The sequence below is a fragment of the Providencia sp. PROV205 genome (assembly GCF_028479505.1).
GTDB lineage: Bacteria > Pseudomonadota > Gammaproteobacteria > Enterobacterales > Enterobacteriaceae > Providencia > Providencia huaxiensis.
The window spans coordinates 124,841-149,545 of record NZ_JAMPNU010000002.1 but is presented as its reverse complement, the minus strand read 5'-3'; the positions used below and the strand labels follow the sequence as shown (position 1 = coordinate 149,545).

Genomic DNA, 24,705 nt, shown 5'->3' with positions numbered 1-24,705 from the left:
CATTTATACTTAAGCCATTCTAAGACGACGTAAGTGGATGACCTATGACATTTGTCAAAAACGTTTTCCCCCATACACAATCGCTCAATGCCCTTAAATCGTGCTTGCTGTTTAATGAAGTAGAAGATGAAAAACTGGCATTACTACTGGAAAATTGTGGCTATATTCGCTTTAAAAGTGGTGAAATTCTGAACCATGAAGGGGAGCCATTCAAACATTGCCCCCTAATGATAAGCGGGCAAATCGAGGTGTACCGCCACACTTATCTGGGCGAGGAAAAAATTTTCGGTTTATTTTGTACAGGGGAAATCGTTGCCATCGCCGCGGTTTTTATGCCGCACAACCGCTATCCGATGAGTTTACGGGCGAAAACCGACGGTGAAGCCTTGCTACTCGATAAACGCGATATTTTGCGGCTTTGCCATGCTTGCCCACAGATTATGGAAAAATTACTCATGCGTTTTAGTAGCAAACTGTATGAAAACATTAACCATATCGATTGGCTAACCTCGAGTTCTGCGGAGCAACGACTAGCCGCTTATATCCTTGATTTAAAACACAAGCAATTAACTTCAAATATTATTTTGCCTTTATCACGAGGCCAGCTCGCGGCTAAATTAGGCATACGCTACGAAACACTCAGCCGGTTGGTTTCTGGCTGGCGGCAAAAAGGATTTATTGATATCGAAAAAGACACTGTGCATATCCATAATGAAAACTACTTAACGCAATTATCTATTTCTGCACAGCGTCCATTTTAGGCATAACGCATTAACCAATATTAATGCGTTATTTATTATTAGAAATTATAGGTTACGCCACCATTTACATTAAACCCCATACCGGGGAATAAGGTACTGTCTTTTGCGGTGACGGTTTGGTTAGCAACCGATGTTGTCGCATAACGTTCATCCGTTAAATTATCCATCGATAAATACACAGACCACTGCTCTGTTGGCTTATAACTGCCTTTAAGTCCCAGTACGGCATAATGTTTACGTTTTTGAATATCAAGGTTGTTTTGGTGGTCAACAGCCATATCTGTTGGCGCCCAATGAATATTCGGTCCAACACTCCAATCCCCAATTTCATATAGCACCTCGGCAGCGACAATATTGCGTGGAATACCCGCGATATAGTTGCCATTATATTCTCCGCCCATAAAGCGAAAATCGTTATAAGTCCAAGAAACTCGGTAATTAATATCTCCCGGCCCTGCGCCAACGCGTCCTGCAAGCCCTGCTTCTAAACCTTGATGGCGAGTTTTCGCGGCATAATTAAACACGCCCACGACAGTTCCTGCACTGTCATAAGTGGTGATATACTCATCTTTAATTTGGCTACGATACAGCGCTAAGTTCCATTTCAACCCATCCGTGACATCCCCTTCCCCTCCAATTTCATAAGTGATGGCTTTTTGTGGTGAAAGTTTCGTCAATTTTCCATTGCTGGAGTTAATAATTTCCCAAAATGTCGCTGGTTCTTCACTCGCACTGATATTGGCAAAGTAGCGCTGACTTTCTGTTGGGCGCCAAATAACACCCGCTTTTGGTGTCCAAAATGTCCAACTTTGGTCTAACGACAAATGACTTTGCCGTTTTTCCACATCACGGCGTGCATGCGTACCTTTGACATCTAAATTAACTGTCACGGTTGGCGTAATATGTAAATCCACCCCAACACTGCCGTAGAGGTTTTCAGCTCGGCCATCATATTTACCTATTTTTGTTTTGTCTGCTGGTGTTCCTTTACGGTTTTGCATTAATTCGGTCTGCAAGGTCATTTGGTCCCAAGCAAGTGCCGTGCGATAAGTAACGGGTTCAGTTTCAATATTATAGGTAAATTGCAGCCCTTCACTGTGGCTGCGGCTAAAGCGATAGTACGCAGGGGTGGTAAAATTATCATGGGTACGAATGTGCCAAACTCCTGCGCCAATCGCTTGGTTATCCACTTGCCAGTCAGAGCGGTTAGCCACTCGCAATTGCTCAACATTACGGTGTGGGTCACGCAACCATACCATCGGGTACACATCCGTTGGGTTATTATTTAGTACCTCTTCGGAAACGGGCCCTGCAACGTCAAAACGCAAGTCTGTCCAGCTCAACCAAGTTCGGTTTTCAAAGTTATCGGTCACATAACCAAAGTTACTGCGTAAAGTTTTGCGTTGAGAAGAAGAATGTTTTCGATAACCATCAAAATGGTCGTAGGTAAAATTAACACGACCATCAAGTACCCCATCGTCAGAAACACCACCGAATGTCGTTTGCAACCCTTCGCGCCCATGAGAGCCGTACTCATAGCGTAGTCGGCCTTGTTCGTTTCTACCCGTGTAAGAGAGCACGTCCAATTCTCCCCCCAAACTATTGCTCTGTGGGTTCAGACTATTTGCACCACGGCGTACGCTCACCATCCGCGCATCACGCATTTCTAAGGTACTGATATGAAAACTGCCATCTGCATCCGTTGCAGGTAAACCATCTTGGAGCAGCAACACACCACGGGCAAGCGGTGCACTTTGCACTCCTGAGCCACGAATATTCAAACGCGGCTGGTCAATCCCTCCAAAGAAATTCTGGATCACCAGCCCTGGCTGGTAATCAAGGGCATCTTGTAAAGTCGCAAGGCGAGTCTCTTTTTCGATAACCACTAAATTTGTTCCGCCTGCCACTTTTTCGAGTTTATCTTTTTCTTGCTGTTCACTCGGTACTAAGCGGCTTTGACCTGTTGAAGACGTAACGATCAGTTTATCTGATGTGTCTGCTGGTGCGGCGAACCCAATTGGTGTCGCCAAAGATCCGATGCCTAAAGTGAGTGCAATACAATGCGCCAATTGGTGCCGCTTTAAACGATAAGACATATATTCACCCCAATAATAGTAATGGTTATCATTTTCATTTGAGGGATTTAAAATAGAGGATGGGAATTGATATCCCTATGACATTTGTCAAAACCAAAATAAATTAATTTATGACTTATCTTGAAATCATAATTTCCATTAAATTCTGTTTAATTATCAATCTTGTCGTAAATACATTTTCTCCTTTAAATAACCTACCCAATTTAATGTTTAGATAATTAAAAAAATATCAATAACGTAATATAAAAAGAGAATGTATGAATATAAAAACCTTTAAATTTATCGATGGAAATCAAACTGGTATCGTGGTCAATTTTAATAATGTAGATAAAAACCCTGTTACCGTGAGTTTATTTTTAGATAATGAAAAAATAGAAACCATATCTACAAATAAATCTCACTATCTTTTCAACATAGATAAATCAGGAAATTACCATGTTTCCATTTCATTTATAGATAGCAACAAGAGCATTTGTCATTTAATTGATAACCCAGTTAGCTATCACCTTTCTCAACAAAACATTAAACAAGAAACCAAACCAGAAATAAAATTAAAAACCATCAATCATAAAATAGATGGGATTAACAATTATTTTCTCGAGATCAAGTTCAAGATAAATAACACACATTTAGTTATGGATACATTATCAACTGAATTAATAAATTCCAAATTAACATTAACTAAGCCAAATATTGAATTACCGACTCAACAATATGAGTATCTGAATCTTTATGGTGAAGATAACTTTGATCATTTAGTTGAAATAGCACAAAAACTTGAGCAATTAGATTATGTCAATTATTGCTGCATCTGCCCTGACACAACAGACTACCTGCCTCCCAAACTCCCGTTAAATAACCAAATCATAAAAGAAGATGACATCCTCAGTGATGAAATAACCCCAGATTTTTCTGAGTTACAAAAATATTTAGATGCCCCAATGGGAATGAATGTAAGAGAATCATGGGAAAAAAATATTAATGGCTCGCAAGCAGTTGTACGTCATATGGATTTTGGCGTATACCGAAACCATGAAGACCTTAAAGATGCAAACCTCATAGTGGTAAGTAGCCGGTCTGAAACTCAAAATTGTAACCACGGTACCGCGTCAACAGGCTGCGTAATTGCAACTAAAAATGAATTCGGTGTGACTGGTGTTGCGCATGGTTGCCAATTTTATTTCTATGACACCGACAATTTGGACCGACTTACTGATGATACTCAGCCGGGTGACATCGTGAGTTTCGACCTCCAATTTCATATTGATAATAAATTGCTTCCTATCATATCAGTTCGTAATTGGTGGGAAAGGATTAAAATCATGGTCGATAAAGGCGCGACTGTTCTTTTAGCGGCTGGTAATGGCGGCTTGGATTTAAGCCAATTCGGGATTATGGATGATTTTGGTGATAATGGCTGCATGTTAGTGGGAGCTTGTGACCACCTAACAGGAAAACGCACGTCTTTCTCAAATTATAATCAAAAAAACTCCCTGATTAATTCATGGGGAGACTGGAGCGTGACTACTACGGGGTATGGCACACTGCAAAAACACCCCGGCAATGACCGAAATTATACCGACAGTTATTCAGGAACATCGAGTGCAACACCGCTGTGTTCAGGTGCATTAGCGTTAATTCAAGGCTATGCTAAGCAGCATCAAATTATTCTATCTGCGTGGGGAATGCGTGAGCTGATAAGAAAATCGACATATATGGAAGGCGTTTGTGATGGGATAGGTTACCGACCTAATGTCAATCAGTTATTAGAAGAAATTGATAAACTCGCCCAAATTACTGAATAATTCAGTTGTTATTTGGCCATAATAAGCACCTGTTATTTGACTAGTGAAATAACTCGGCTACACACTTTCTCTAATAACGCTTTGTTATGGCTAAAAATAACCATTGCTAGTGGCCGCTCTTCGGATAACTTCACTAACAATTGCCAAATCTCTTTTTGCAAATTAGCGTCTAATTGCGCGGTGACCTCATCAGCAATTAAAATTTTCGTTCGCGGGTCAAGGGCTCGCAGTAACGCAATACGAGCAAGCTCACCACCGGATAACTCACTGGGAAGCCTTTCTAGCCAAGCAGGTTTAATTGAAAAACGTGCTAACCAATGGGAGTCTGGCTGCCAAGCATCAAACAAACTCGCACCGACCTTACGGTATGGGTTAAAACTTTTTTCTGGATGCTGAGGGACTAATTGAATCGGGCAATAGCCTTGTTGAGGTAGCCGTCGCCCTTCAAACAAAATGGTTCCTTGAGATGCCTTTTGCCACTGAGCCAATACTCGGCCCAACGTAGTTTTACCAAACCCACTAGGCGCAGAGATCCCAAGGCGTTCACCGCTAGCGAGTGATAAGTTAAAGCCATCCCACAGCCGCCGCCCACCTTGTTCAATGCATAAATTATTTACTTGTAAAATAGGTTCAGTGATACTCATTTACTTGCCATAAATTGATGTTCCGGTAACGCATTCCACAACGACTGCAGCCATTTTCCACCGCCACCTTGTTGTAGCGTTTGGCTACTTAACACTTCTTCCAATGCTCCGTTACGCAATAAGGCAATACGGTCAGCAAAACGCACTGCCATGGACAAATCATGGGTGACCCATAAAACACCTCGGCCATCGTGGCAGAGCGATTTAATGTTTTCGAGTAGCTGCATGGCATGGTCATCATCCAACCATGATGAAATTTCATCCGCTAAAATATATTGTGCGCAGGAGAGTGTCGCACTGCTGGCAAGTACCCGTTTTGCCATTCCACCAGATAACTGGTTTGGGTAGCTATCCACGAGTGAGCTTTGTAGATTATATTGCTGTAAGTGCCGCGCGACATCGTGCATTTTAATGTGCTGCCCACTTAACACAGCGGCACGTTCTAATTGTGGGCCGATACGAATTAACGGATTAAGTGCGCTAACCCCTTGAGGAATATAACATAATGCGTTACCACGGTGCTGCGCTTTGTTTTGTTCGGTCAGTTTTTTACCATTAAGGTGAATACCGCCACGACAGCGCATATTATGGGGAAGCAACCCCAAAACACTCTGTAATAACAAGCTCTTACCTTCTCCGCTCCCACCTACCAGTGCAACCATCTCACCGGGCTGAATATCCAAAGAAATCCCTTGTAGTAATGGCGCCCAACGTTTACGCCCTAACCAACGAAATTGCGCGACATCCACGGTGAGATTATCAAGACTCAACATACGGCCCCCTTCAACCATAACTGCTGCAAGGCTTTGGCAAATTGGTCAAATAATAACACTAATCCAACTAAGGCAACGCCTGGAAAAACCACCAGCCACCAAGCTCCTGTGCTGAGATAACGCAACGCATCAGACAATAAAATGCCCAGTGAGGGCTCATGGGGCGATAAACCAAAACCTAAAAAGCTTAATGCTGCGCTGTGTAATACTGCGTGGGGAAACATTAATAACGTTCCTACCATCCATTGCGGCAAAATCATGGGTAAGTAGTGATAGCGCCAGCGATAAAATGCACTGTTACCAATACGTTGAGATAACATAATGTAATCTGACTGGCTAACTCGTTGTAACTCCGAACGTAAAATTAAGGCTAGTTTTGGCCAATGCGTTAGTGCAACCGCCCAAATAACCCCCATTTTTCCGCCTCCCAACGTGAAACAAATCAATACCAGCAATAAAAGATGGGGTAATGCCAACATGGCATCAATAATACCACGCACCACATAGTCCATGGCTTTGCTTATTGAGGATAACCCCGCCATGACAAGTGCAATAAAACCACTGGTAATGGCAGCCATAAGGCCGATTTGCAAACTGGTTGCCACACCTTGAAAGGTTCTGGCAAATAAATCACGCCCTAAATTATCTGTACCAAATAGATGTGCCCACGACGGAGGCAGCCGCCTATCGAGTAAATTCATTTCAATATCATTGAGGGAGAAACCAAACGCATAGATACTGACGATGACCAATAAAAGCAACGAGAAAGCTAACTTAAGCAAAGCGCGATTCGGGTTATATGTCATGACTACCTCATCACTCCCTTATTCACTTTTTTTAGCAAGCTGTCGGCTACCGTATTGCTAAAAAATATTAGCGCAGCACATAACATCACGATCCCCATCAACAAGGGAATGTCTCCACGTAGCCCCGCATCAATCGTCGCCTGACCTAAGCCTGGATAGGCAAAAACTTTCTCTGCTAATAATGCCCCGCTTAATAACTCACCAATAGACGCAAACTGTAAACAAATTGCGGGGGTGATGGCATGCTTTAGGACATGAAAGCCTATCATCGACCAGCCTTTATCTCCTTGGGCTTGTGCATAATGAATAAATTCACTGCTCATCACCTCAACCACTTTGGCACGTGTATGCAGTGCGATATTGCCGACGCCTAACATACCCAACGCAATGACAGGTAAAACCAGATGATGAAGTTTTTGTGAAAATGTTGCCGTTTGCTCATCCAAGCCTATCGGCCAAGCACAGCATATCGGCGCCCACTGTAATGTCACCGCAAACAGAGACAACAACAGCAAACCCACCCAAAAAACAGGAATTGAAGCAAGTAAATAGCATAACGTTGAAATAAGTTTGTCTGGCCAGCGGTTTAAATAACGTCCCGCGACCAAACCCAACGCAAAACCAACAACGCCAGAGAACAGCCAAGAGCTAATAAGTAGGGCTAAAGAAGGCACAAGGCGGTCAGCAATCACTTGAATTACTGGGGTGTTATAGAGCATGGAATAGCCCAAATCCCCCTGTAAGACTTGCGAAAACCAGCGCCAGAACTGAACCCACAGTGGCTGATCAAGCCCCCATCGAGCAGCAATGAGCGCATATTGCTCAGGGGGAACGTGCAGTAAGTCATTGCCGATATAGGCTTTTATTGGATCAATAGGCGAGTAACTCAGCAGGATAAAAATTCCTGCTGCCGTTACGGTTAATAAGCAAATAAATCGTAATAAAAGCCCGAGTGCGGTTCGCATTACTGACAGGTCCACGCCCATTCATCGACATTATTTAACACTGACCAAGAGCCGTGAATTTCAGGGGCACTGGTGCCTAAATCAACACAATTATTCAGTAAATAAATATGTTGCAGGTTCATCAACCAAGCCCATGGGGCATCACCTTTAATGCCCACCCCCGTGTTACCGTTCCAATCCACTTGTTGCCATAACGGGATCGCTGCGTCTTGGTCAGCTTGCGCTAACGCTTTTTCAATCAATTGATCGACTTCAGCATTTTTATAATAACCCGGGTTGTAAAAGCCAACACCCGCAGCCTTGCTGCTGTAATTATGGACAATCTCCATCGGGTCTAAGCTTCCCCAACCAAACAGTGTTGGATTCGCATGCATATTGAGTTCAACGGTTTCCCAGCTCCCCGATTTTAAATCCATTTCGATACCAATCGGTTTTAAGCTTGAACGAATAGCCTGAGCCAAATCGCGGCGTGTGGTATCGCCACTCGCATACCATAAGGTTAGCTTAGCCACTTTACCGTCTTTTTCCCTTAAGCCATCTTTGTTTAGCGTCCACCCCGCCTCTTCTAAAATGGATTTCGCTTTCTCAAGATCGCCATCTTTAAAAGCGGAGTCTGGGTTATTCCATGGCAGCCCCGCGACGCCGGTATAAGCCGGTACGGCAAAGCCTTCCAATACAGATTCTGCCAATAGTTTACGGTCAAGTGCATAGTTAATCGCTTTACGGACAGCAACATCAGAAGTGATGTCGTTACCGATAGGGTTACCTTGAGCATCTTTCTCACCCGCAGGTGGAATTGGGAAAGAGATACCGCGATTTTCCACACTATAGCGCTCAACCAATTTCATATTTTTCACATTATTGGCATTTGCCGCTACCGCAGCGGGAATACGGACGATTTCCAGTTGATTGCTTTGTGCCGCAGCAAAGGCCGCATCTTCATCAAGGAAAACAAAGACCATTTTACCAAAGGCATTTTTTGGCCCTGCATAATATGGATTTTGCTCAACAATCAGTTGCTGCCCTGGCTGGAATGCGACTAAGCGATAAGGGCCTGCGCCAATCGGGTTATGTGCATAGGTTTTCGCATCATATTTATCGGCACAAACAATCCCTAACGAGCCTAGTACATTCACAAAGGTACTTTGTGGGGAAGATAACGTGATTTTTACGGTGAGTGGGTCAATTTCCTCTGCTTTGGCAAAGTTGCCCATGTCCACCTTACCGCCACTTGCTGCGGCATTGTTATAGGTAAAAACCACATCTTTGGCGGTCAATGGAGAGCCATCGGAAAATTTTAAGCCTTTTTTCAGCTTGAGTGTCCACTGTTTACCATCTGCATTATGTTGATAACTTTCAAGCATATAGCTATGCCATGAAAGGTCAGCTTTTTGTTTCAGTAATGGGCTATGCAACAGTAGGTAGCTGCCGTGGCTCCACCCGAGCATGGGGTCAAAACCCTCAGTTGGCTCTGAACCAATCGCTAAACGTAAAGTTTGTGATTGAGCCGGTTCAACTGCTTGTGCTTGCAGTGTGAGCCCCATCAGGCACATTGCTGCAACGATATTTTTAATCATACATCCCTCTATAGATAGGTTTTATTTTTTATTTCAAACCACCAATGTCGTTATTTTCATTGATGTCGCTATCGGTGAGATATTTACTAAGTGTAAGGTAGCAAATATGAGTTATATTAAATTTAATGTCTTGATTGCTAGGCGCTACATCAATAGAACAGCGAATTTAATCGAGAAACCGCTAAAATTAAGTCGTTATTTGACCTACCTTAACAACTACTCATCTATTTCTTTGTCAAATTCAATTGGGTTAGAACGCAAGGATAAATTAGTAATAAAATTAGGGTCATTCGACTGCCTTGATTGCAACCGAAACTGGGAAGGTGTCATATTATATTTTCGCTTAAAAACATCACAAAAATAAGCATTGCTACCAAAGCCGCAGCGATGACTAATTTGAAAAACAGAATAGTTCGAAAACGTCAAATAATTCAACGCCATCCCCATGCGAACATCTAACAATAATTGACGAAAAGACACCCCTTCGCGGTTCAAATGGCGGCGCAATGTTGAAGGTGTCGTAAATAACGCTTTCGCAACATCGTCTAAATGCCATTTTTTTTGCGGTTCTTGAGTTATCAAATGGGTAATCGCTTGGTTTTTCGGTTCATCATAATTGAAACGAAAAAGATTCAGAATATCGATACCTTCTTGATATATCGCCATTAAAATAAAATATAGGCTCTGTTTCATTAACAATGCTTCTTGGGATTCACTCTGTTTTTCTAATGGTAAGCATTGTTTTAACAAACTAAAGTTATCTCTCACGGTTTCTGGGGGAGAAATATGGTAAATCGGTTGGTGGCTAGTCAGAGGCGCACCAGACTTCATCAATGTTTTCAGTAATAAAAATACCGCTTGTAATTCTTCTGCTGACATCGACAAGGTGTGTAACTCAAGCGGCTGCTTCACGGTGTTACACACAATATTGCAGGAAACTTGGCTGTATTTAGGAATAATTAAGGTGACATCGCTTTCAATTTCAATGGATTGGCCATTGATCACGATATTTCCTTTCGCGCCAGTTAGCATGGCTATCATCGCGCTTTCAATATAAAACGCTTTTAACACCATTTGGCTTTTCGAAAGAAAGAATTTATATTCCATAATCTCTATAAACTGCCGTTAATGTCAGAATGACTTCCCAAGAAAAGGGATTGTTGAATAGATATAAGGTAACGTCGTAAACATCTCCACCCCATATCAGTGCGGCTGAGAATATAGTCCTGTTACGCTGAAATCGCAATATAGATATACGCTCATTTTTTACTGTTATTTTGATGGTTGTTATATTTTCTAAATAAAATGCTGTTTAATTGAAAGGCAAATTTCGATATAAGGTGTAGAATCGCGCGGCAGACAAATGTAGCTGACAACACTGCATAATAATAATTTTAGTGTTCATTCTCATCCTACCCTACTTGCATTAGCTTTTACATCATAAGTACCCAATTTTTGTTTGGGCTATAGCTAAACATGTTCGCGTATTTTTAGTTGACTGAGTTGCAGGAGAAAGTATGTCTGATTTTTCAGGATCAGGCTGGTTAGCTGAAATCTTTTTACGATATGAACTAAAACGTGGCGTCACCCGCTTAACGGATAAACAACATATCGGCCCTTTAATGGTTCAGCGGCCATTCTACCCCGAGCAAGGAATTGCACACACGTATTTACTTCATCCACCCGGTGGCGTTGTCGGGGGGGATAAACTTCTTATCAATATTGATGTTCAACCACACGCCCATGCGCTATTGACCACGCCTGGAGCGACAAAATTTTATCGTAGTGCGGGCGGTATTGCACGGCAAGTACAAACCTTAACTGTAGCACCTAATGGGTTCTTAGAGTGGTTACCTCAAGAAAACATTTTTTTCCCTGAGGCGCAAGTTCGCTTAGAGACCCATGTGCGGATCGCAAGTTCATCAAAATTTATCGGCTGGGAAATCCAGTGTTTAGGCCGCCCGGTATTAAACGAGCAATTCGACAACGGTAATATTCGGGGCCGATTGCAGTTTTATATTGATGACAAGCTCACCCTGGCGGAATCTATCTTTATCGACGGTTCTCAAAAACAGTCGGCTGTCATGCGTGAGTTTCCCATGGTCGGTTCTTTGTATATCTACCCCGCCAGCGATGAGTTGAAAGCTGAACTTCAAGATAGCTTGGCCTGTTTTTTCTCTACAGATGCTAGGCCGCTTGAGTATGGGCTAACCGATGTGGATGGTATTTTAGTTTTGCGGCTATTAGGCTCCCAAACCGAGCCAATGATGGCCTGTTTTGCCCATATTTGGCAGGCAACAAGGCAATACTGGTTAGGTTATTACCCTAAGCCACCGCGTATTTGGGCAACATAAACGTTTTTTTAGGAGCAAAAAATGGAACTAACCCCAAGAGAAAAAGATAAATTATTGCTTTTTACGGCAGGCCTCGTTGCAGAAAGGCGTTTAGCGCGTGGATTAAAGCTCAATTACCCTGAAGCGGTCGCGCTAATCAGTTGTGCGATTATGGAAGGTGCCCGCGATGGCAAAACGGTTGCCCAATTAATGAGCGAAGGCAGAACCGTGTTAACCGCAGAGCAAGTAATGGAAGGCGTGCCAGAAATGATCAAAGACATCCAAGTGGAATGTACATTTCCTGATGGCACAAAGTTGGTTTCTATCCACGACCCAATTGTATAGGAGGCAACATGATCCCCGGTGAAATTAAAGTCAATCAAGCTTTAGGTGACATCGAACTCAATGCAGGCCGAGAAACCCAAATAATCCTCGTCGCAAATACAGGCGACCGCCCGATACAAATTGGCTCTCACTACCATTTTTACGAAGCGAACGAAGCGCTAAAATTTGCACGTGAAGGCACGCTTGGGTTTCGTTTAAATATCCCTGCGGGAATGGCCGTTCGTTTTGAGCCCGGACAGAGTCGCACTGTTGAGTTAGTCGCATTTAGCGGTAAAAGAGAAATTTACGGTTTCCATGGCAAGATCATGGGAAAATTAGAGAGTGAGAAATAATCATGAAAACCATCTCACGGCAAGCCTATGCGGATATGTTTGGCCCAACAACGGGTGACCGCCTACGCTTAGCAGACACAGAATTATTTTTAGAAATTGAAAAAGATTTCACGACTTATGGTGAAGAGGTCAAATTTGGTGGCGGTAAGGTCATTCGTGACGGTATGGGACAAAGCCAAGTAACCAGCGACCAATGCGTTGATGTGATAATCACCAACGCCATTATTCTAGACCATTGGGGCATTGTTAAAGCCGATATTGGCATTAAAAATGGCCGCATTGCGGGTATTGGTAAAGCTGGCAACCCTGACGTGCAGCCGAATGTCGATATCGTGATTGGCCCCGGTACTGAAGTGGTTGCAGGCGAAGGCAAAATTATCACCGCGGGTGGCGTTGATACCCATATTCACTTTATTTGCCCACAACAGGCTGAAGAAGGCTTAGTGTCAGGCATCACCACCTTTATTGGTGGCGGAACCGGCCCTGTCGCGGGCACCAATGCCACGACCGTCACGCCTGGTATTTGGAATATGTACCGCATGTTACAAGCCGTGGACGAGCTGCCGATTAATGTCGGTTTGTTTGGGAAAGGCTGCGTCAGTAAACCCGAGGCTATCCGCGAACAAATTGAAGCGGGAGCAATCGGCTTGAAAATCCACGAAGACTGGGGCGCGACCCCGATGGCTATCCATAACTGCTTGAATGTGGCTGATGAAATGGATGTCCAAGTCGCCATCCACTCCGATACATTAAACGAAGGCGGTTTTTATGAAGAAACCGTAAAAGCCATCGCTGGGCGTGTGATCCACGTGTTCCACACCGAAGGTGCTGGTGGCGGCCACGCCCCTGATGTGATCAAATCGGTGGGAGAGCCCAATATTCTGCCTGCGTCAACTAATCCAACCATGCCATACACCATCAATACCGTTGATGAGCATTTGGATATGTTGATGGTTTGCCACCACTTAGACCCGTCCATTCCTGAAGATGTGGCATTTGCTGAGTCCCGTATTCGCCGTGAAACCATCGCCGCTGAAGATATTTTGCATGATATGGGCGCCATTTCAGTCATGTCTTCGGACTCACAAGCCATGGGGCGTGTTGGTGAAGTGATTACTCGTACTTGGCAATGCGCTCATAAAATGAAATTACAGCGAGGAACTTTAGAAGGCGATACACCAGAAAACGACAATAACCGCATCAAACGTTACGTGGCGAAATACACCATTAACCCCGCTATCGCCCACGGTATTGCCCATGAGGTCGGGTCGATTGGAAAAGGTAAACTTGCGGATATCGTCTTGTGGGATCCCGCATTTTTTGGCATCAAGCCCGCCTTGATCATGAAAGGCGGCATGGTTGCTTATGCCCCTATGGGAGATATCAACGCGGCTATCCCAACGCCTCAACCTGTGCACTACCGCCCAATGTTTGGCACATTAGGTAAAGCCAAATACCAAACGTCGATGATTTTTATGTCGAAAGCGGGGATTGATGCTGGCGTCCCTGAAAAACTCGGTTTGCAGAGCAAAATTGGTCGTGTGGAAGGCTGCCGGAATATTAGCAAGGCATCCATGATCCACAATAGTTATGTGCCACATATTGAGCTGGACCCGCAGACTTACATCGTAAAAGCCGATGGTATTCCATTAGTTTGTGAGCCTGCAATTGAGCTGCCGATGGCACAACGTTACTTTTTATTCTGACCCCGACGAAAGAACCCAAACATGAAAAAATTCATTAAAATTATAGATAACCACCAAGCACCACACACCGAGTTATCTTTGTGTTTGACTATGGATGAGCGCACAAAGAGCCGCTTAAAAGTCACCTTAAGCGATGGCCAAGAAGCCGGGTTGTTTCTGCCACGCGGTACAATACTTAAAGAAGGCGATATTTTAGCCACTGAAGAGGGAGAGTTAGTCACCATCGAAGCGGCAAAAGAGCAAGTATCAACCGTTTATAGTGATGACCCTCTTCTGTTAGCGCGTGTTTGTTATCACTTAGGTAACCGCCACGTACCGCTGCAAATCGAAGCAGGCTGGTGTCGTTATTTTCATGACCATGTCTTAGATGATATGGCTCGTGTGCTTGGTGCGACCGTCAGTGTTGGTTTGGAAAAATACCAACCAGAGCCGGGGGCTTATGGTGGTTCATCCGGTGGGCATCACCATCACCATCATCATCACGATCACGATGACCATCATCACCATTAATCATATTTGGGAAGTTTATCCATGTTAGCGGATTTGCGTTTATATCAATTAGTCAGCCCGTCTTTGCCTGTTGGGTCATTTACCTATTCCCAAGGCTTAGAGTGGGCCATTGAAAAAGGCTGGGTAACCACGCCTGAAACGCTAGCAAGCTGGTTAACGGCACAAATGACCCATGCGATTGCGACATTGGAACTCCCTGTTTTACGGCAAATTCACACCCACTTATTGAGTGCTGATATGGAAAAAGTCTCCTATTGGTGTGAATTTATAATTGCCAGCCGTGAAACCAAAGAACTACGGTCAGAGGAGCGCCAGCGCGGCATTGCATTTGCCCGTTTGCTGCCTCAGCTGGGTATTGAGCTTGATACAACCACATTGAGCTGCGTTAAACAAACTCAGCTAATGGCCTTCGCCCTCGCTGCGGTAAATTGGCAGATTGACGTTGAAAAATTATGTGCCGCATATGCATGGGGCTGGCTTGAAAACACAGTGATGTCCGGTGTTAAGCTTATCCCTTTAGGGCAAAGCGCAGGGCAAAACATCTTATTTACCCTCGCTGAACGCATACCCGAGGTGGTCACGCAATCGGCAATCTGGCCAATAGACGATATTGGCAGCTTTACCCCAGCACAAATTATTGCCAGTAGTCGGCATGAAACCCAATACACACGACTTTTTCGTTCATGAGAAAATGCTATGCAAGAATATAATCAACCCTTAAGAATTGGTGTCGGTGGGCCGGTTGGCTCAGGAAAAACGGCATTATTAGAAGTGTTATGTAAAGCCATGCGCGACACTTACCAAATTGCGGTTGTCACCAATGATATTTACACCCAAGAAGATGCCAAAATTTTAACCCGTGCCGAAGCATTAGATGCAGACCGCATTATTGGTGTTGAAACTGGTGGCTGCCCTCACACGGCTATTCGTGAAGATGCTTCAATGAACTTAGCCGCAGTTGAAGAGCTCGCCATGCGCCATAAAAACCTCGATATCGTATTCGTGGAAAGCGGTGGCGATAATCTCAGTGCGACATTTAGCCCAGAACTGGCAGACTTAACCATTTATGTGATTGATGTCGCTGAAGGGGAAAAAATCCCACGTAAAGGCGGCCCGGGGATCACGCATTCCGATTTACTGGTGATTAATAAAATCGACCTTGCACCGTATGTCGGGGCTTCATTAGAAGTCATGGAAGCGGATACAGCAAGAATGCGCCCAGTGAAACCCTATGTGTTTACGAACTTAAAGAAAAAAGTCGGCTTAGAAACCATTATCGAGTTTATTATCGATAAAGGCATGTTAAGACGTTAATACATTTGTTCACCCTATAAGTTTTATCTATAGGGTGCCCAATTAACAAATGCGCGGTAAAGGCTCACTGTGGGGTAAATCTAATAACCTTGATGTACCGAAGATCCCAACTAATCTGACTTGTTTCTGTTCGGTGACACAACCAATCGTAGTCGCATCTTTCCCTAATGGGTGCTGGTGTAGTGCAGCAAGTACCGCATTTTCCGCTTCAGGTTTCACCACAATCACTAATTTACCTTCATTGGCAAAATTTAACGGTTCTAAACCTAATAACTCGCACACGCCTCTAACTGCTGAAGAGACAGGTAAATCCCCCTCGTTTACCGCAATTCCACAGCCGCCGGCTTGGGCAAATTCATGCAATATTGCCGTTACGCCACCACGAGTTGCATCTCGTAATGCACGAACGCCATCAATTTCACGTAACGGGGCGATTAATGGTGTTAATACTGCACAATCACTGCAAAGTTCTGCTTCTAACCCGAGCTGTTCGCGTTGGTTTAAAATAGTGGCTCCGTGGTCGCCCAACGTACCACTGACAATCACTTTATCCCCCACTTGAATATGCTGAGCTCCCCACTGAATATTGGTCGGGATCACGCCAATACCTGCTGTATTGATAAAAATTTTGTCTGCCGCACCGCGCTGTACTACTTTAGTATCACCTGTCACAATAGCCACGCCAGCCGCTGCTGCCGTTGCAGCCATCGATTCCACAATTAAAGTAAGTTCAGAAAGTGGAAAACCTTCTTCCAAAATAAAGCCGCAAGAAAGATACTTGGGTATCGCACCACTGACTGCGACGTCATTCACTGTACCGCATACAGCCAGTTTTCCAATATTACCGCCCGGGAAAAAAATTGGGTCGATAACATAACTGTCAGTACTGAATGCTAAACGGTCGCCCAATGCGGTCATTTCCGCCAGTGCTAGCCGAGCTTGGTCTTCCCGCTCATTCAACGCTGGGTTAGCAAATGCCTGTAAGAACAACTGTTCAATCAATTGCTGCATAGCCTGCCCACCACTACCATGTGCCATCGTCACCACATGACTACTCATTTATACCTCCCGACGATATTGGTAATAAGCTGCACAGGCGCCTTCAGAAGAAACCATCAGTGCACCAAAAGCGGTTTGTGGCGTACAACGGCGCCCAAACAACGTACATTCGTTGGGTTTGCAGCGCCCTGTTAATACTTCGCCACAACGAGCTAGCGGGTCATCCGCCACTTTATGAGGTTGTACCTGAAAACGCTTCTCGGCATCAAAAAACTGATAAGCTTGAGTTAATTGAACCCCTGAACCTGCAATTTCCCCCAATCCACGCCATTCACTGGTTTGTTTGAGTTCAAAAACTTCTTCTAACGCCTTCATTGCCAACAGGTTACCTTCATCGGCCACAACACGTTTATATTGGTTTTCTACCTCACAACGGCCATCAGCGATTTGGTCAACTAACATGGCTAATGACTGCAAAATATCTAAGGGTTCGAACCCTGTGACCACCAAGGGTTTATGAAAGTCTTCGGTAATAAATTGGTAGGGATGCGCCCCGATCACCATACTCACGTGTCCCGGTGCTAAAAAACCGTCAATACGGACATCCGGTTGCTCAAGTAAGCTACGCAAGGTGGGAATGATCGTAATGTGCTGGCAAAATACACTAAAATTTGCTAATTGGCGTCGCTTCGCCTGCTGCAAGGTAATTGCCGTACTCGGCATTGTGGTTTCAAAGCCTAAGCCAAAGAAAACCACTTGCCGATGAGGGTGCTGCTCTGCCAATGCCAAAGCATCTAACGGTGAATAAACGATACGGACATCCGCCCCATTGCGTTTGGCGTCGAGTAAAGACCCCTTTTCCCCCGGCACACGCATTGCATCGCCATAAGTACAAAAAATAACCTCTGGGCGCTGCGCAATTTCGATACAGCCATCAATGCGTCCCATTGGTAATACACAAACAGGGCAACCCGGCCCATGAACAAACTCAATTTCAGCGGGTAATAACTGGTCAATACCAAACTTAAAAATCGCGTGGGTATGGCCACCACAGACTTCCATGAGTTGTAATGGGCGTCGTTTCGCTTGGGGTATTTCATTCACCCGTTGATGAATATGCGCCAACAGCGCTTTTGCAAGAACAGGGTCGCGAAATTCATCGACGTACTGCATCTGCCGCTCCTGCATTTAAACCACTAAAATCGCTGACCTCGTGGTCTAGCTGGCTCATCGCGGTTAACGCATCCAAAGTGGATTGCGCTTCTTCTTCATTGATGATACTCATGGCAAAACCGACGTGTACCAATACCCATTGGCCTAATAAATCAGCGGTTTCTCCTTCACAAATGAGGCCAATATTCACATCGCGTTTTACACCACAAACATCCACTTGAGCGAGTTGGTGAATGTCTTCACCAACGGCAACTATTTTGCCCGGAATACCTAAGCACATAGCTGTGTCTCCAACCATGCCAGCCATGCATCCATCCCTTCGCCGCATGTCGCAGACACTTGGATAACTTGGATATTGGGATTCACCTGTTTGGCATTAGCAATACAGGCTTCGACATCAAAATTCAGGTATGGCAATAAGTCAATTTTATTCAATAACATGATATCTGCTGCCGCAAACATATGTGGGTATTTGAGGGGTTTATCTTCCCCTTCCGTGACCGACAGCACCGCCACTTTATGGCGCTCGCCCAAATCAAAGCTAGCAGGACAAACTAAATTCCCCACATTTTCAATAAATAATAAGCTGTTATCGGCTAACTCTAAACGCGCTGTTGCATCGTGCACCATTTGTGCATCTAGGTGGCAGCCTTTTCCTGTATTCACTTGAATCGCAGGCACACCCGTTTCGCGGATCCGCTGTGCATCATTGGTGGTTTGTTGATCACCTTCAATCACTGCACAATTGATTTTGTCACGCAGCCTTAACAACGTTTCTGTTAACAACGTGGTTTTCCCTGAACCGGGGCTAGAAACGAGGTTTAGCGCTAAAATATTCTTCTGGTTAAAATCTTCACGGTTATGCTCTGCCAGATGGTTATTTTTATCTAATACATCCATCTCGATTTGTAGCATGCGTTTTTGGCTGATCCCCGGTGCATGGGTACCCGCTTCACCGTGTCCATAATCAAGGTCATGATGTTCGCCAGCCGGTTTAAAACTTGCCTCTGCGGTTTGGTAAATATGTTTGTGCTTATGTTTGTGTTTATGCTTTTTAGATTTGCTTTCAGCAGGTGCGGGTTCATATTGGTGATAGTGGTTGTGAACATCACCTTGATGATAGTAATGGTGATGAATGATCACCGTTTGCCCGTGAGGTTCATGATCATGGTGATGGTCGTGATCATGGCCGTGATGGTGGTCATGGTCGTGATGATGATCGTGATGGTGGTCGTGAGCATGGCCGTGATGGTCATCACCCTCGATTTTGCGCTCTCCCGATGCACATCCACAAGTACTGCACATAAGTTTCACTCCCAACAGCTAAATTGTTAAATTAGATTAATACATAATCCATAGAGTCTGGTTGATACACCTCAAGCTCACCTCAAAAAGCTATTCCACTTCCAACTCTTTGATGCGTAAACGCTCCCCACTTTCCACTTTCAGATTCAACCCCTGACAGCATGGACAAACCGATTGGTGGCTATCTATTTCCACTATTTCACTGCAATCCCAACACCATGCTTGTGCGGGCTGGTAAATAATGTGGAGCTGGCAGCCTTCTGCAACCGTCCCACGACAAACGACGTCAAAACTGAAGCGAAAGGCACTCTCTTCAACACAAGAGAGCGCACCGATTTCAAGCCAAACAGCGGTGACTCGGTTAACTGCATTTTTTTTCGCCTGCTGTTCAATAATTTCTATCGTACTTTGGCATAACGAAACCTCATGCATCCTGCCCCCTTAAGTGGCGGGCAAACAATGCTCTACGTTCAGGTGCTTGAGGAATATTTGGGTCACTCACTGGAAGCGATAACAATATTCGCTGGCAATCATCCGTTAGGTGAATACCTTGTTCTGGTGTCAGTTTCTTTTCTAATGGCGACATTAATGAGCAAGCAAAATATTGGGTCAAGCCGTCTAATTCCCCCACGGTATACGTCATTTCACCATAGGGGAGGATTAGCCCAACCTTGTCACCGACCACGCGACGAGGCCAGTATTGTTCAGGCCCCGGTAGAATAATCGCGCTGAGCATCCAAGGCGTGATCACCACGCCCACCCATTGCCCTTCGAACAGGCCAAACTCACTGGCGTGCACAGGCATAGTCGGATGCAAAAATGACAAATCATGCATCGATTGTTCAGCAACTCGCGTAAATGCGGCCTCAACTAGAGGCCGAGGATTAGTTTCATAACCTAAGATGTCATCCGGCATGCAAACTCTCTTCTTTCGCTATGATTTCCAAGCCTTCGCTTCGCAAAACCTCAATAACCTTTTGTAAAGCTGGCTCTAAAGCGGCCTGCCCTATTGCCGTCAAACCGATATGCGGTTCGAGGGATCCAGGCACAACGCCAACTAATGTTAGCCGCTGTGGGAATTCATCGGTTAAATGCAAAGCGGATAGCACATCTGATAAACCGAGTTGATGCGGGGAGATTTTACGCGTAAACAGTGCAGGAACTTCGTCATCGCGCAAGACTAAAATCGAGCCAGCCTGCTGGCTCGATAACACAACATCAGCAATGATCAAATGGTCTCTATCTGCCATCGGGCCAATCAATTCCATTCCCGCCGTTCCACCATCTAGCACTTCCACGCATTCAGGCAGGTGATAGCGCTGCTCTAAAGCCTCAACGATGCGTACCCCAATCCCTTCATCGCTCAGCAATATATTGCCAACACCTAAAACTAAAATACGCATTACAGCACCTTAACCTTAGTGACTTCGCCACCTTCTGGGTCAACAATGTGCACAGCACAAGACATACAAGGGTCAAATGAGTGAATAGTTCGCACCACTTCAAGGGGTTTAGCGGGATCAGCGACAGGAGTTCCTACCAATGCTTGCTCATAAGGGCCTGGCTCATCATTGAAGTTACGAGGGCCTGAGTTCCAAGTGGATGGCACTACCGCTTGGTAATTTTCAATTTTACCGTCTTTGATTACAACCCAGTGCGACAATAAACCACGTGGGACTTCCCCAAAACCAACACCTTTAATAGTGGCATTTTCAGGGAATACGGGTTTTACAAAGGTGGTGTAATCGCCTTTTCCTATGTTATCGACCAGCGCTTGCCATTGAATAGACAGAGTTTCATTCAGCACACAGCAGCGAACACTGCGTCCGATAATTCGGCCCAATGTTGAATGCAGTTGATCCACACTAATCGTATTGCCCGTCAGTGTTTGGTACAGATTTACCACATCATTAAAGTGTTTTTCTGTCGGCTCATGTTTTGCCGCTAATTTACACAACAAGTCAGCAAGCGGCCCGACTTCGACGGTTTTATCATAAAAAGTTGGGGCTTTTACCCATGAGTATTTACCGTCATCGTCCCACCCTGTGTAATCTGGGTTAGTGGTGCCTTCCCATGGAGCCTGTGGTTCATTTTCTTTGTACCACGCGTGTTTGCTACTTTCTTTGATGCCGTTGATCAAATACTCATCCATATGGCTTGTAATGGGGCGATAAGTACTAAAATCGCTGTTTTCAAGGTAGCCACCCGGTAACAAGAAGCTGCCATTTTTACCATCCATTGGCATTTCAGGCATACACATATAATGTTTCGCGCCTTGGCCAACTTCGAGCCATTCAGGGTAGCCCGCAGCAATAACAGCGGCGTCAATCTTATACACTTGCTCAATGAAATCCCCTAAACGGTCAATAAAGGATTTTACATACATCAAACGCTCGAGGTTCAGAACCCCGACACCATCAAGGTTAATAGGATTTGCGACACCACCAACGGCAAGGTTTTGAATATGCGGTGTTTTCCCCCCTAATAACGCTACAATTCGGTTGGCATCTCGCTGACATTCAAGGGCTTGTAAATAGTGAGCTACGGCGATTAAGTTCACCTCCGGCGACAATTTCATCGCTGGGTGCCCCCAATACCCATTGGCAAAAATACCCAATTGCCCACTGGCAACCAGTTTTTTAATTTTATCTTGAACTCGCGTGAATTCTTCTGGGCTATTCAATGGCCACGTCGAAACGCCGTTCAAGATTTCTGCTGCTTTATTTGGGTCTGCATTCAATGCAGAGGTGATATCCACCCAATCTAATGCAGATAATTGATAAAAATGGACTATATGGTCTTGAATGGTGTGCGCGGCTAAAATCATATTACGGATATACTGCGCATTCACTGGCACATCAATATTTAAAGCACTTTCAATAGTGCGTACCGACACAATACCGTGCACCGTGGTACAAACCCCACAAATGCGCTGCATAATCATCCATGCATCACGGGGGTCTTTCCCTTTGACTATCTCTTCCATACCACGCCACATCGTGCCTGAAGCCCAAGCCTTGGTGACTTTTCCATCTTCAATTTCACAATCAATGCGTAAGTGACCTTCGATACGAGTGACTGGGTCTATTGTTATACGTTGGCTCATGCTTTACCTCGGGCCTCTGAATGGCTCATCGTTGTTTTTTTCAATGCTGGAATAACAGGTAATAAGCGGATCAATAAGATATAAGCGCATACCTCTATTGCCACAAAACCTATTGAAATTAAAAGTTCTTCTGTTGTTGGGAAATAGTCGTATCCCCCCCCTGGGTTGAATGCAACGAGGGAATAGCTCATCCGCCACATGGCAGCCCCAATCAACATGCTTAAACCGCTTGCATATAACCACCGCGAATCATTTCTCAATGATGGCATGCGGAAAATAATCAATGGGAAAACCATTAATGCGGTTTCTATCCAGAACATCATGGCGTAGAAATCGGTATTGAAGATATGGTGCAACTTGCCCCGATAAATTAGTTCACCGAAACGGCAGACCAAGAACAGCACTAACAATACCTGCAAGATCCGAGTGATACGAACAAACAGCGGCCGTTCATCAGCGCCTTGCCCCCGCAACGCGGCTTGGAGTAATGACCCTTCGAAAATGACGATGGAAAAACCCATAATGAATGCAGTCAGTAATGAGAGTAGTGGCAGCATTTCATAACTTTGCCAAATAGGGTGGACTTTATACCCCGCCGAAATCATCAATGAACCCATAGACGATTGGTGCATCATCGGCAGTAATGCGCCAAGAGCAATAATAAAAAACATCGCTTTATTCAGTCGTTTTAACGAAACCTTCCAACCAAAGCGCTCACACAGTGCAGGGGCAAATTCCAATGCCATCACACCGATATAAATCGTCATACACACTGCGGTTTCAAACAGCACTGAGTTGGTGTTAAAGAAACCGGGGATGTAGAAATAAGGCAAGTTCCAGTAACGACCTACGTCAATAGTGATAGACAAGCCACCGAGAGAGTACCCGAACAAACTGGCTAATAATGCAGGGCGCACTAACGGGTGATATTCACCTCGGTTAAATACATACACCGCCCAAGCCAGCGCCCAACCGCCACAAGCAAAACCGGTTCCAATCAGCAAGTCAAAAGCAATCCAGATCCCCCAAGGATAGCCACCATTTAGGTCAGAAACTGAGCCTAAGCCGAAGACCAAGCGTTTAACTATCAAGATGACACAAATCAGCACTAAGGGCCCAAAGACCATAATTGGCCAACTGACTAAACGCCCGCCTAGCGGCTGCTCTTTATGATGCGTCGTCATTTGAGTCATCTCCTTCGTGTTTGTCATTCTTGGTATTGCGATACACCAAGAAACTCAGCCCTGCCAACGCGGCCAATGGCAGTACCATGCCTTTGTAAAGCGTGTGCTGCACATATTCAGAACGCGCCCCTGTGGACAACTGCTCCAATTCAGGTAGCCCAAGGTTTTGATATGGCACACCGGAAAGAACAATGACTTGTGTACCACCGCCTTCAAGTTCGCCATAAACATGGGACTCATATTTCGGCACTTTAATCACATTTGGGTCATTGCTGTGTAAGGTTTGTCTTGGGTAGCCGTACTCATCCCCCACTTTGAGTGTTAAGCGTTTTTTGGCTTCCGCGAGTAATTCTTCACGCGTCCCGAAAATTACTGCACCTGTTGGGCAAACTTCGACACAACCGGGCAAACCGCCCTTGTCTAAACGTTCGACACCTTTTTGGTTGCATAACTCGCACTTATGAATTGCACCAAATTTGTCATCGTAGGCATATTTCGGGATATTAAATGGACACGCCACCATGCAATAACGGCAACCAGTACATACGCTGGCATCGTAATGAACAATGCCAGTTTTTGGGTCTTTTTTCAGCGCTTGAACAGGGCAAACCGACACGCAATTAGGGTCAACACAATGCATGCATTGCTTTTTAATGTAGGCATAACCGTCTTTTTCTTGGTCTTTATGAACGCCTGTTCCACTGCTCCAAACCTGAATAATATTGTTGGTATAAGGGGTGAGTTTGTCATTATTTGACCAAGTTTGCTCCCCTACCGGGTTACGTTCCGGGTGGTTAATATCTTGGCATTTTGTCACGCACGCCTGACACCCAATACACAGGGTCGAGTCATATAGCATCCCCAAAGAATTAGGAATTGGCGGGCGGTTTTCAGGCCCCGCCAAGCTGGGTGAACTTCCCGCAAGTAATGCTCCCCCAGCGGAGAGTTTAAGAAAATTTCGTCTATTCACG

The 24,705-nt window shown here is 44.8% G+C and carries 26 protein-coding genes; 9 read left to right on the top strand and 17 right to left on the bottom strand.

Features of this window, described 5'->3' with window-relative positions; all coding sequences use genetic code 11:
- Positions 1-44: 44 nt before the first annotated feature.
- Positions 45-761: a Crp/Fnr family transcriptional regulator gene (locus PR800_RS03165; RefSeq protein WP_102137860.1), complete on the top strand. Its 717-nt coding sequence runs from the start codon at positions 45-47 to the stop codon at positions 759-761.
- Positions 762-799: 38 nt separating this feature from the next.
- On the opposite strand, the gene PR800_RS03160 is transcribed toward PR800_RS03165, so the two are convergent.
- On the bottom strand, positions 800-2,857 hold the full coding sequence (locus tag PR800_RS03160) for a TonB-dependent receptor family protein (RefSeq protein WP_272530182.1): 2,058 nt from the start codon (positions 2,855-2,857) through the stop codon (positions 800-802).
- A gap of 257 nt (positions 2,858-3,114) precedes the next feature.
- Here PR800_RS03160 and PR800_RS03155 point away from each other — a divergent pair, with 257 nt between their 5' ends.
- The gene (locus tag PR800_RS03155; protein WP_272530180.1) at positions 3,115-4,662 is read left to right on the top strand and encodes a S8 family serine peptidase; all 1,548 of its coding nucleotides are present in this window, start codon (positions 3,115-3,117) and stop codon (positions 4,660-4,662) included.
- Between the two features lie 32 nt (positions 4,663-4,694).
- On the opposite strand, the gene PR800_RS03150 is transcribed toward PR800_RS03155, so the two are convergent.
- From PR800_RS03150 to PR800_RS03125, 6 genes are all read right to left on the bottom strand, one after another.
- On the bottom strand, positions 4,695-5,288 hold the full coding sequence (locus PR800_RS03150; RefSeq protein WP_272530206.1) for an ATP-binding cassette domain-containing protein: 594 nt from the start codon (positions 5,286-5,288) through the stop codon (positions 4,695-4,697).
- 14 nt (positions 5,289-5,302) lie between these two features.
- Complete coding sequence (locus tag PR800_RS03145) at positions 5,303-6,079, bottom strand: ATP-binding cassette domain-containing protein (RefSeq protein WP_102137864.1); 777 nt, start codon at positions 6,077-6,079, stop codon at positions 5,303-5,305.
- Positions 6,073-6,885, bottom strand: a complete 813-nt coding sequence (locus PR800_RS03140; RefSeq protein ID WP_102137865.1) for an ABC transporter permease — start codon at positions 6,883-6,885, stop codon at positions 6,073-6,075. Before PR800_RS03140 ends, PR800_RS03145 begins: the two co-directional genes overlap by 7 nt.
- A gap of 2 nt (positions 6,886-6,887) precedes the next feature.
- On the bottom strand, positions 6,888-7,850 hold the full coding sequence (locus PR800_RS03135; RefSeq protein WP_166264377.1) for an ABC transporter permease: 963 nt from the start codon (positions 7,848-7,850) through the stop codon (positions 6,888-6,890).
- Positions 7,850-9,403 carry an ABC transporter substrate-binding protein gene (locus PR800_RS03130; RefSeq protein ID WP_242685775.1) on the bottom strand — a complete coding sequence of 518 codons (1,554 nt, stop codon included), beginning with the start codon at positions 9,401-9,403 and terminating at the stop codon, positions 7,850-7,852. The genes PR800_RS03135 and PR800_RS03130 overlap by 1 nt, the downstream gene beginning before the upstream one ends.
- Before the next feature lie 240 nt (positions 9,404-9,643).
- Entirely contained in the window at positions 9,644-10,534 is an 891-nt protein-coding gene (locus tag PR800_RS03125) for an AraC family transcriptional regulator (RefSeq protein ID WP_102137868.1), read from the bottom strand.
- 410 nt (positions 10,535-10,944) lie between these two features.
- On the opposite strand from PR800_RS03125, the gene PR800_RS03120 reads away from it, so the two are divergent.
- The 7 genes from PR800_RS03120 to ureG are packed head-to-tail and all read left to right on the top strand — an operon-like array spanning position 10,945 to position 15,967.
- Positions 10,945-11,781, top strand: a complete 837-nt coding sequence (locus tag PR800_RS03120; RefSeq protein ID WP_272530179.1) for an urease accessory protein UreD — start codon at positions 10,945-10,947, stop codon at positions 11,779-11,781.
- A gap of 21 nt (positions 11,782-11,802) precedes the next feature.
- Positions 11,803-12,105 (top strand): urease subunit gamma, encoded by a 303-nt coding sequence (locus PR800_RS03115; protein ID WP_004908484.1) that lies wholly within the window; start codon positions 11,803-11,805, stop codon positions 12,103-12,105.
- Positions 12,106-12,113: 8 nt separating this feature from the next.
- Positions 12,114-12,437: an urease subunit beta gene (locus tag PR800_RS03110; protein ID WP_102137870.1), complete on the top strand. Its 324-nt coding sequence runs from the start codon at positions 12,114-12,116 to the stop codon at positions 12,435-12,437.
- A gap of 2 nt (positions 12,438-12,439) precedes the next feature.
- Positions 12,440-14,143: an urease subunit alpha gene (ureC, locus tag PR800_RS03105; RefSeq protein ID WP_206276097.1), complete on the top strand. Its 1,704-nt coding sequence runs from the start codon at positions 12,440-12,442 to the stop codon at positions 14,141-14,143.
- Between the two features lie 21 nt (positions 14,144-14,164).
- A complete protein-coding gene (gene ureE / locus PR800_RS03100; protein ID WP_272530177.1) occupies positions 14,165-14,653 on the top strand; it encodes an urease accessory protein UreE in 489 nt (162 codons plus the stop codon).
- A gap of 21 nt (positions 14,654-14,674) precedes the next feature.
- Positions 14,675-15,340 carry an urease accessory protein UreF gene (locus tag PR800_RS03095; protein ID WP_102137873.1) on the top strand — a complete coding sequence of 222 codons (666 nt, stop codon included), beginning with the start codon at positions 14,675-14,677 and terminating at the stop codon, positions 15,338-15,340.
- Positions 15,341-15,349: 9 nt separating this feature from the next.
- Positions 15,350-15,967 (top strand): urease accessory protein UreG, encoded by a 618-nt coding sequence (gene ureG / locus PR800_RS03090; RefSeq protein WP_004908472.1) that lies wholly within the window; start codon positions 15,350-15,352, stop codon positions 15,965-15,967.
- Between the two features lie 42 nt (positions 15,968-16,009).
- On the opposite strand, the gene hypE is transcribed toward ureG, so the two are convergent.
- The 10 genes from hypE to hybA form a co-directional block, all read right to left on the bottom strand.
- Positions 16,010-17,026: a hydrogenase expression/formation protein HypE gene (hypE, locus tag PR800_RS03085; RefSeq protein ID WP_272530176.1), complete on the bottom strand. Its 1,017-nt coding sequence runs from the start codon at positions 17,024-17,026 to the stop codon at positions 16,010-16,012.
- Complete coding sequence (gene hypD / locus PR800_RS03080) at positions 17,027-18,139, bottom strand: hydrogenase formation protein HypD (protein WP_102137875.1); 1,113 nt, start codon at positions 18,137-18,139, stop codon at positions 17,027-17,029.
- Complete coding sequence (hybG, locus tag PR800_RS03075; protein ID WP_004257928.1) at positions 18,123-18,419, bottom strand: hydrogenase maturation factor HybG; 297 nt, start codon at positions 18,417-18,419, stop codon at positions 18,123-18,125. The genes hypD and hybG overlap by 17 nt, the downstream gene beginning before the upstream one ends.
- Positions 18,410-19,444, bottom strand: a complete 1,035-nt coding sequence (hypB, locus tag PR800_RS03070; RefSeq protein ID WP_166264367.1) for a hydrogenase nickel incorporation protein HypB — start codon at positions 19,442-19,444, stop codon at positions 18,410-18,412. Before hypB ends, hybG begins: the two co-directional genes overlap by 10 nt.
- Before the next feature lie 90 nt (positions 19,445-19,534).
- Positions 19,535-19,876 carry a hydrogenase maturation nickel metallochaperone HypA gene (gene hypA / locus PR800_RS03065; RefSeq protein ID WP_166264365.1) on the bottom strand — a complete coding sequence of 114 codons (342 nt, stop codon included), beginning with the start codon at positions 19,874-19,876 and terminating at the stop codon, positions 19,535-19,537.
- Positions 19,869-20,360 carry a hydrogenase-2 assembly chaperone gene (gene hybE, locus PR800_RS03060; RefSeq protein WP_210843451.1) on the bottom strand — a complete coding sequence of 164 codons (492 nt, stop codon included), beginning with the start codon at positions 20,358-20,360 and terminating at the stop codon, positions 19,869-19,871. The genes hypA and hybE overlap by 8 nt, the downstream gene beginning before the upstream one ends.
- A complete protein-coding gene (locus PR800_RS03055) occupies positions 20,350-20,847 on the bottom strand; it encodes a HyaD/HybD family hydrogenase maturation endopeptidase (RefSeq protein WP_166264361.1) in 498 nt (165 codons plus the stop codon). The genes hybE and PR800_RS03055 overlap by 11 nt, the downstream gene beginning before the upstream one ends.
- Positions 20,847-22,550, bottom strand: a complete 1,704-nt coding sequence (gene hybC, locus PR800_RS03050) for a hydrogenase 2 large subunit (RefSeq protein ID WP_102137880.1) — start codon at positions 22,548-22,550, stop codon at positions 20,847-20,849. Before hybC ends, PR800_RS03055 begins: the two co-directional genes overlap by 1 nt.
- Positions 22,547-23,734, bottom strand: coding sequence for a Ni/Fe-hydrogenase cytochrome b subunit (hybB, locus tag PR800_RS03045; protein ID WP_102137881.1), 1,188 nt, complete (start codon positions 23,732-23,734; stop codon positions 22,547-22,549). The genes hybC and hybB overlap by 4 nt, the downstream gene beginning before the upstream one ends.
- On the bottom strand, positions 23,718-24,704 hold the full coding sequence (gene hybA, locus PR800_RS03040; RefSeq protein ID WP_094961065.1) for a hydrogenase 2 operon protein HybA: 987 nt from the start codon (positions 24,702-24,704) through the stop codon (positions 23,718-23,720). The genes hybB and hybA overlap by 17 nt, the downstream gene beginning before the upstream one ends.
- Between the last annotated feature and the right edge of the window lies 1 nt (position 24,705).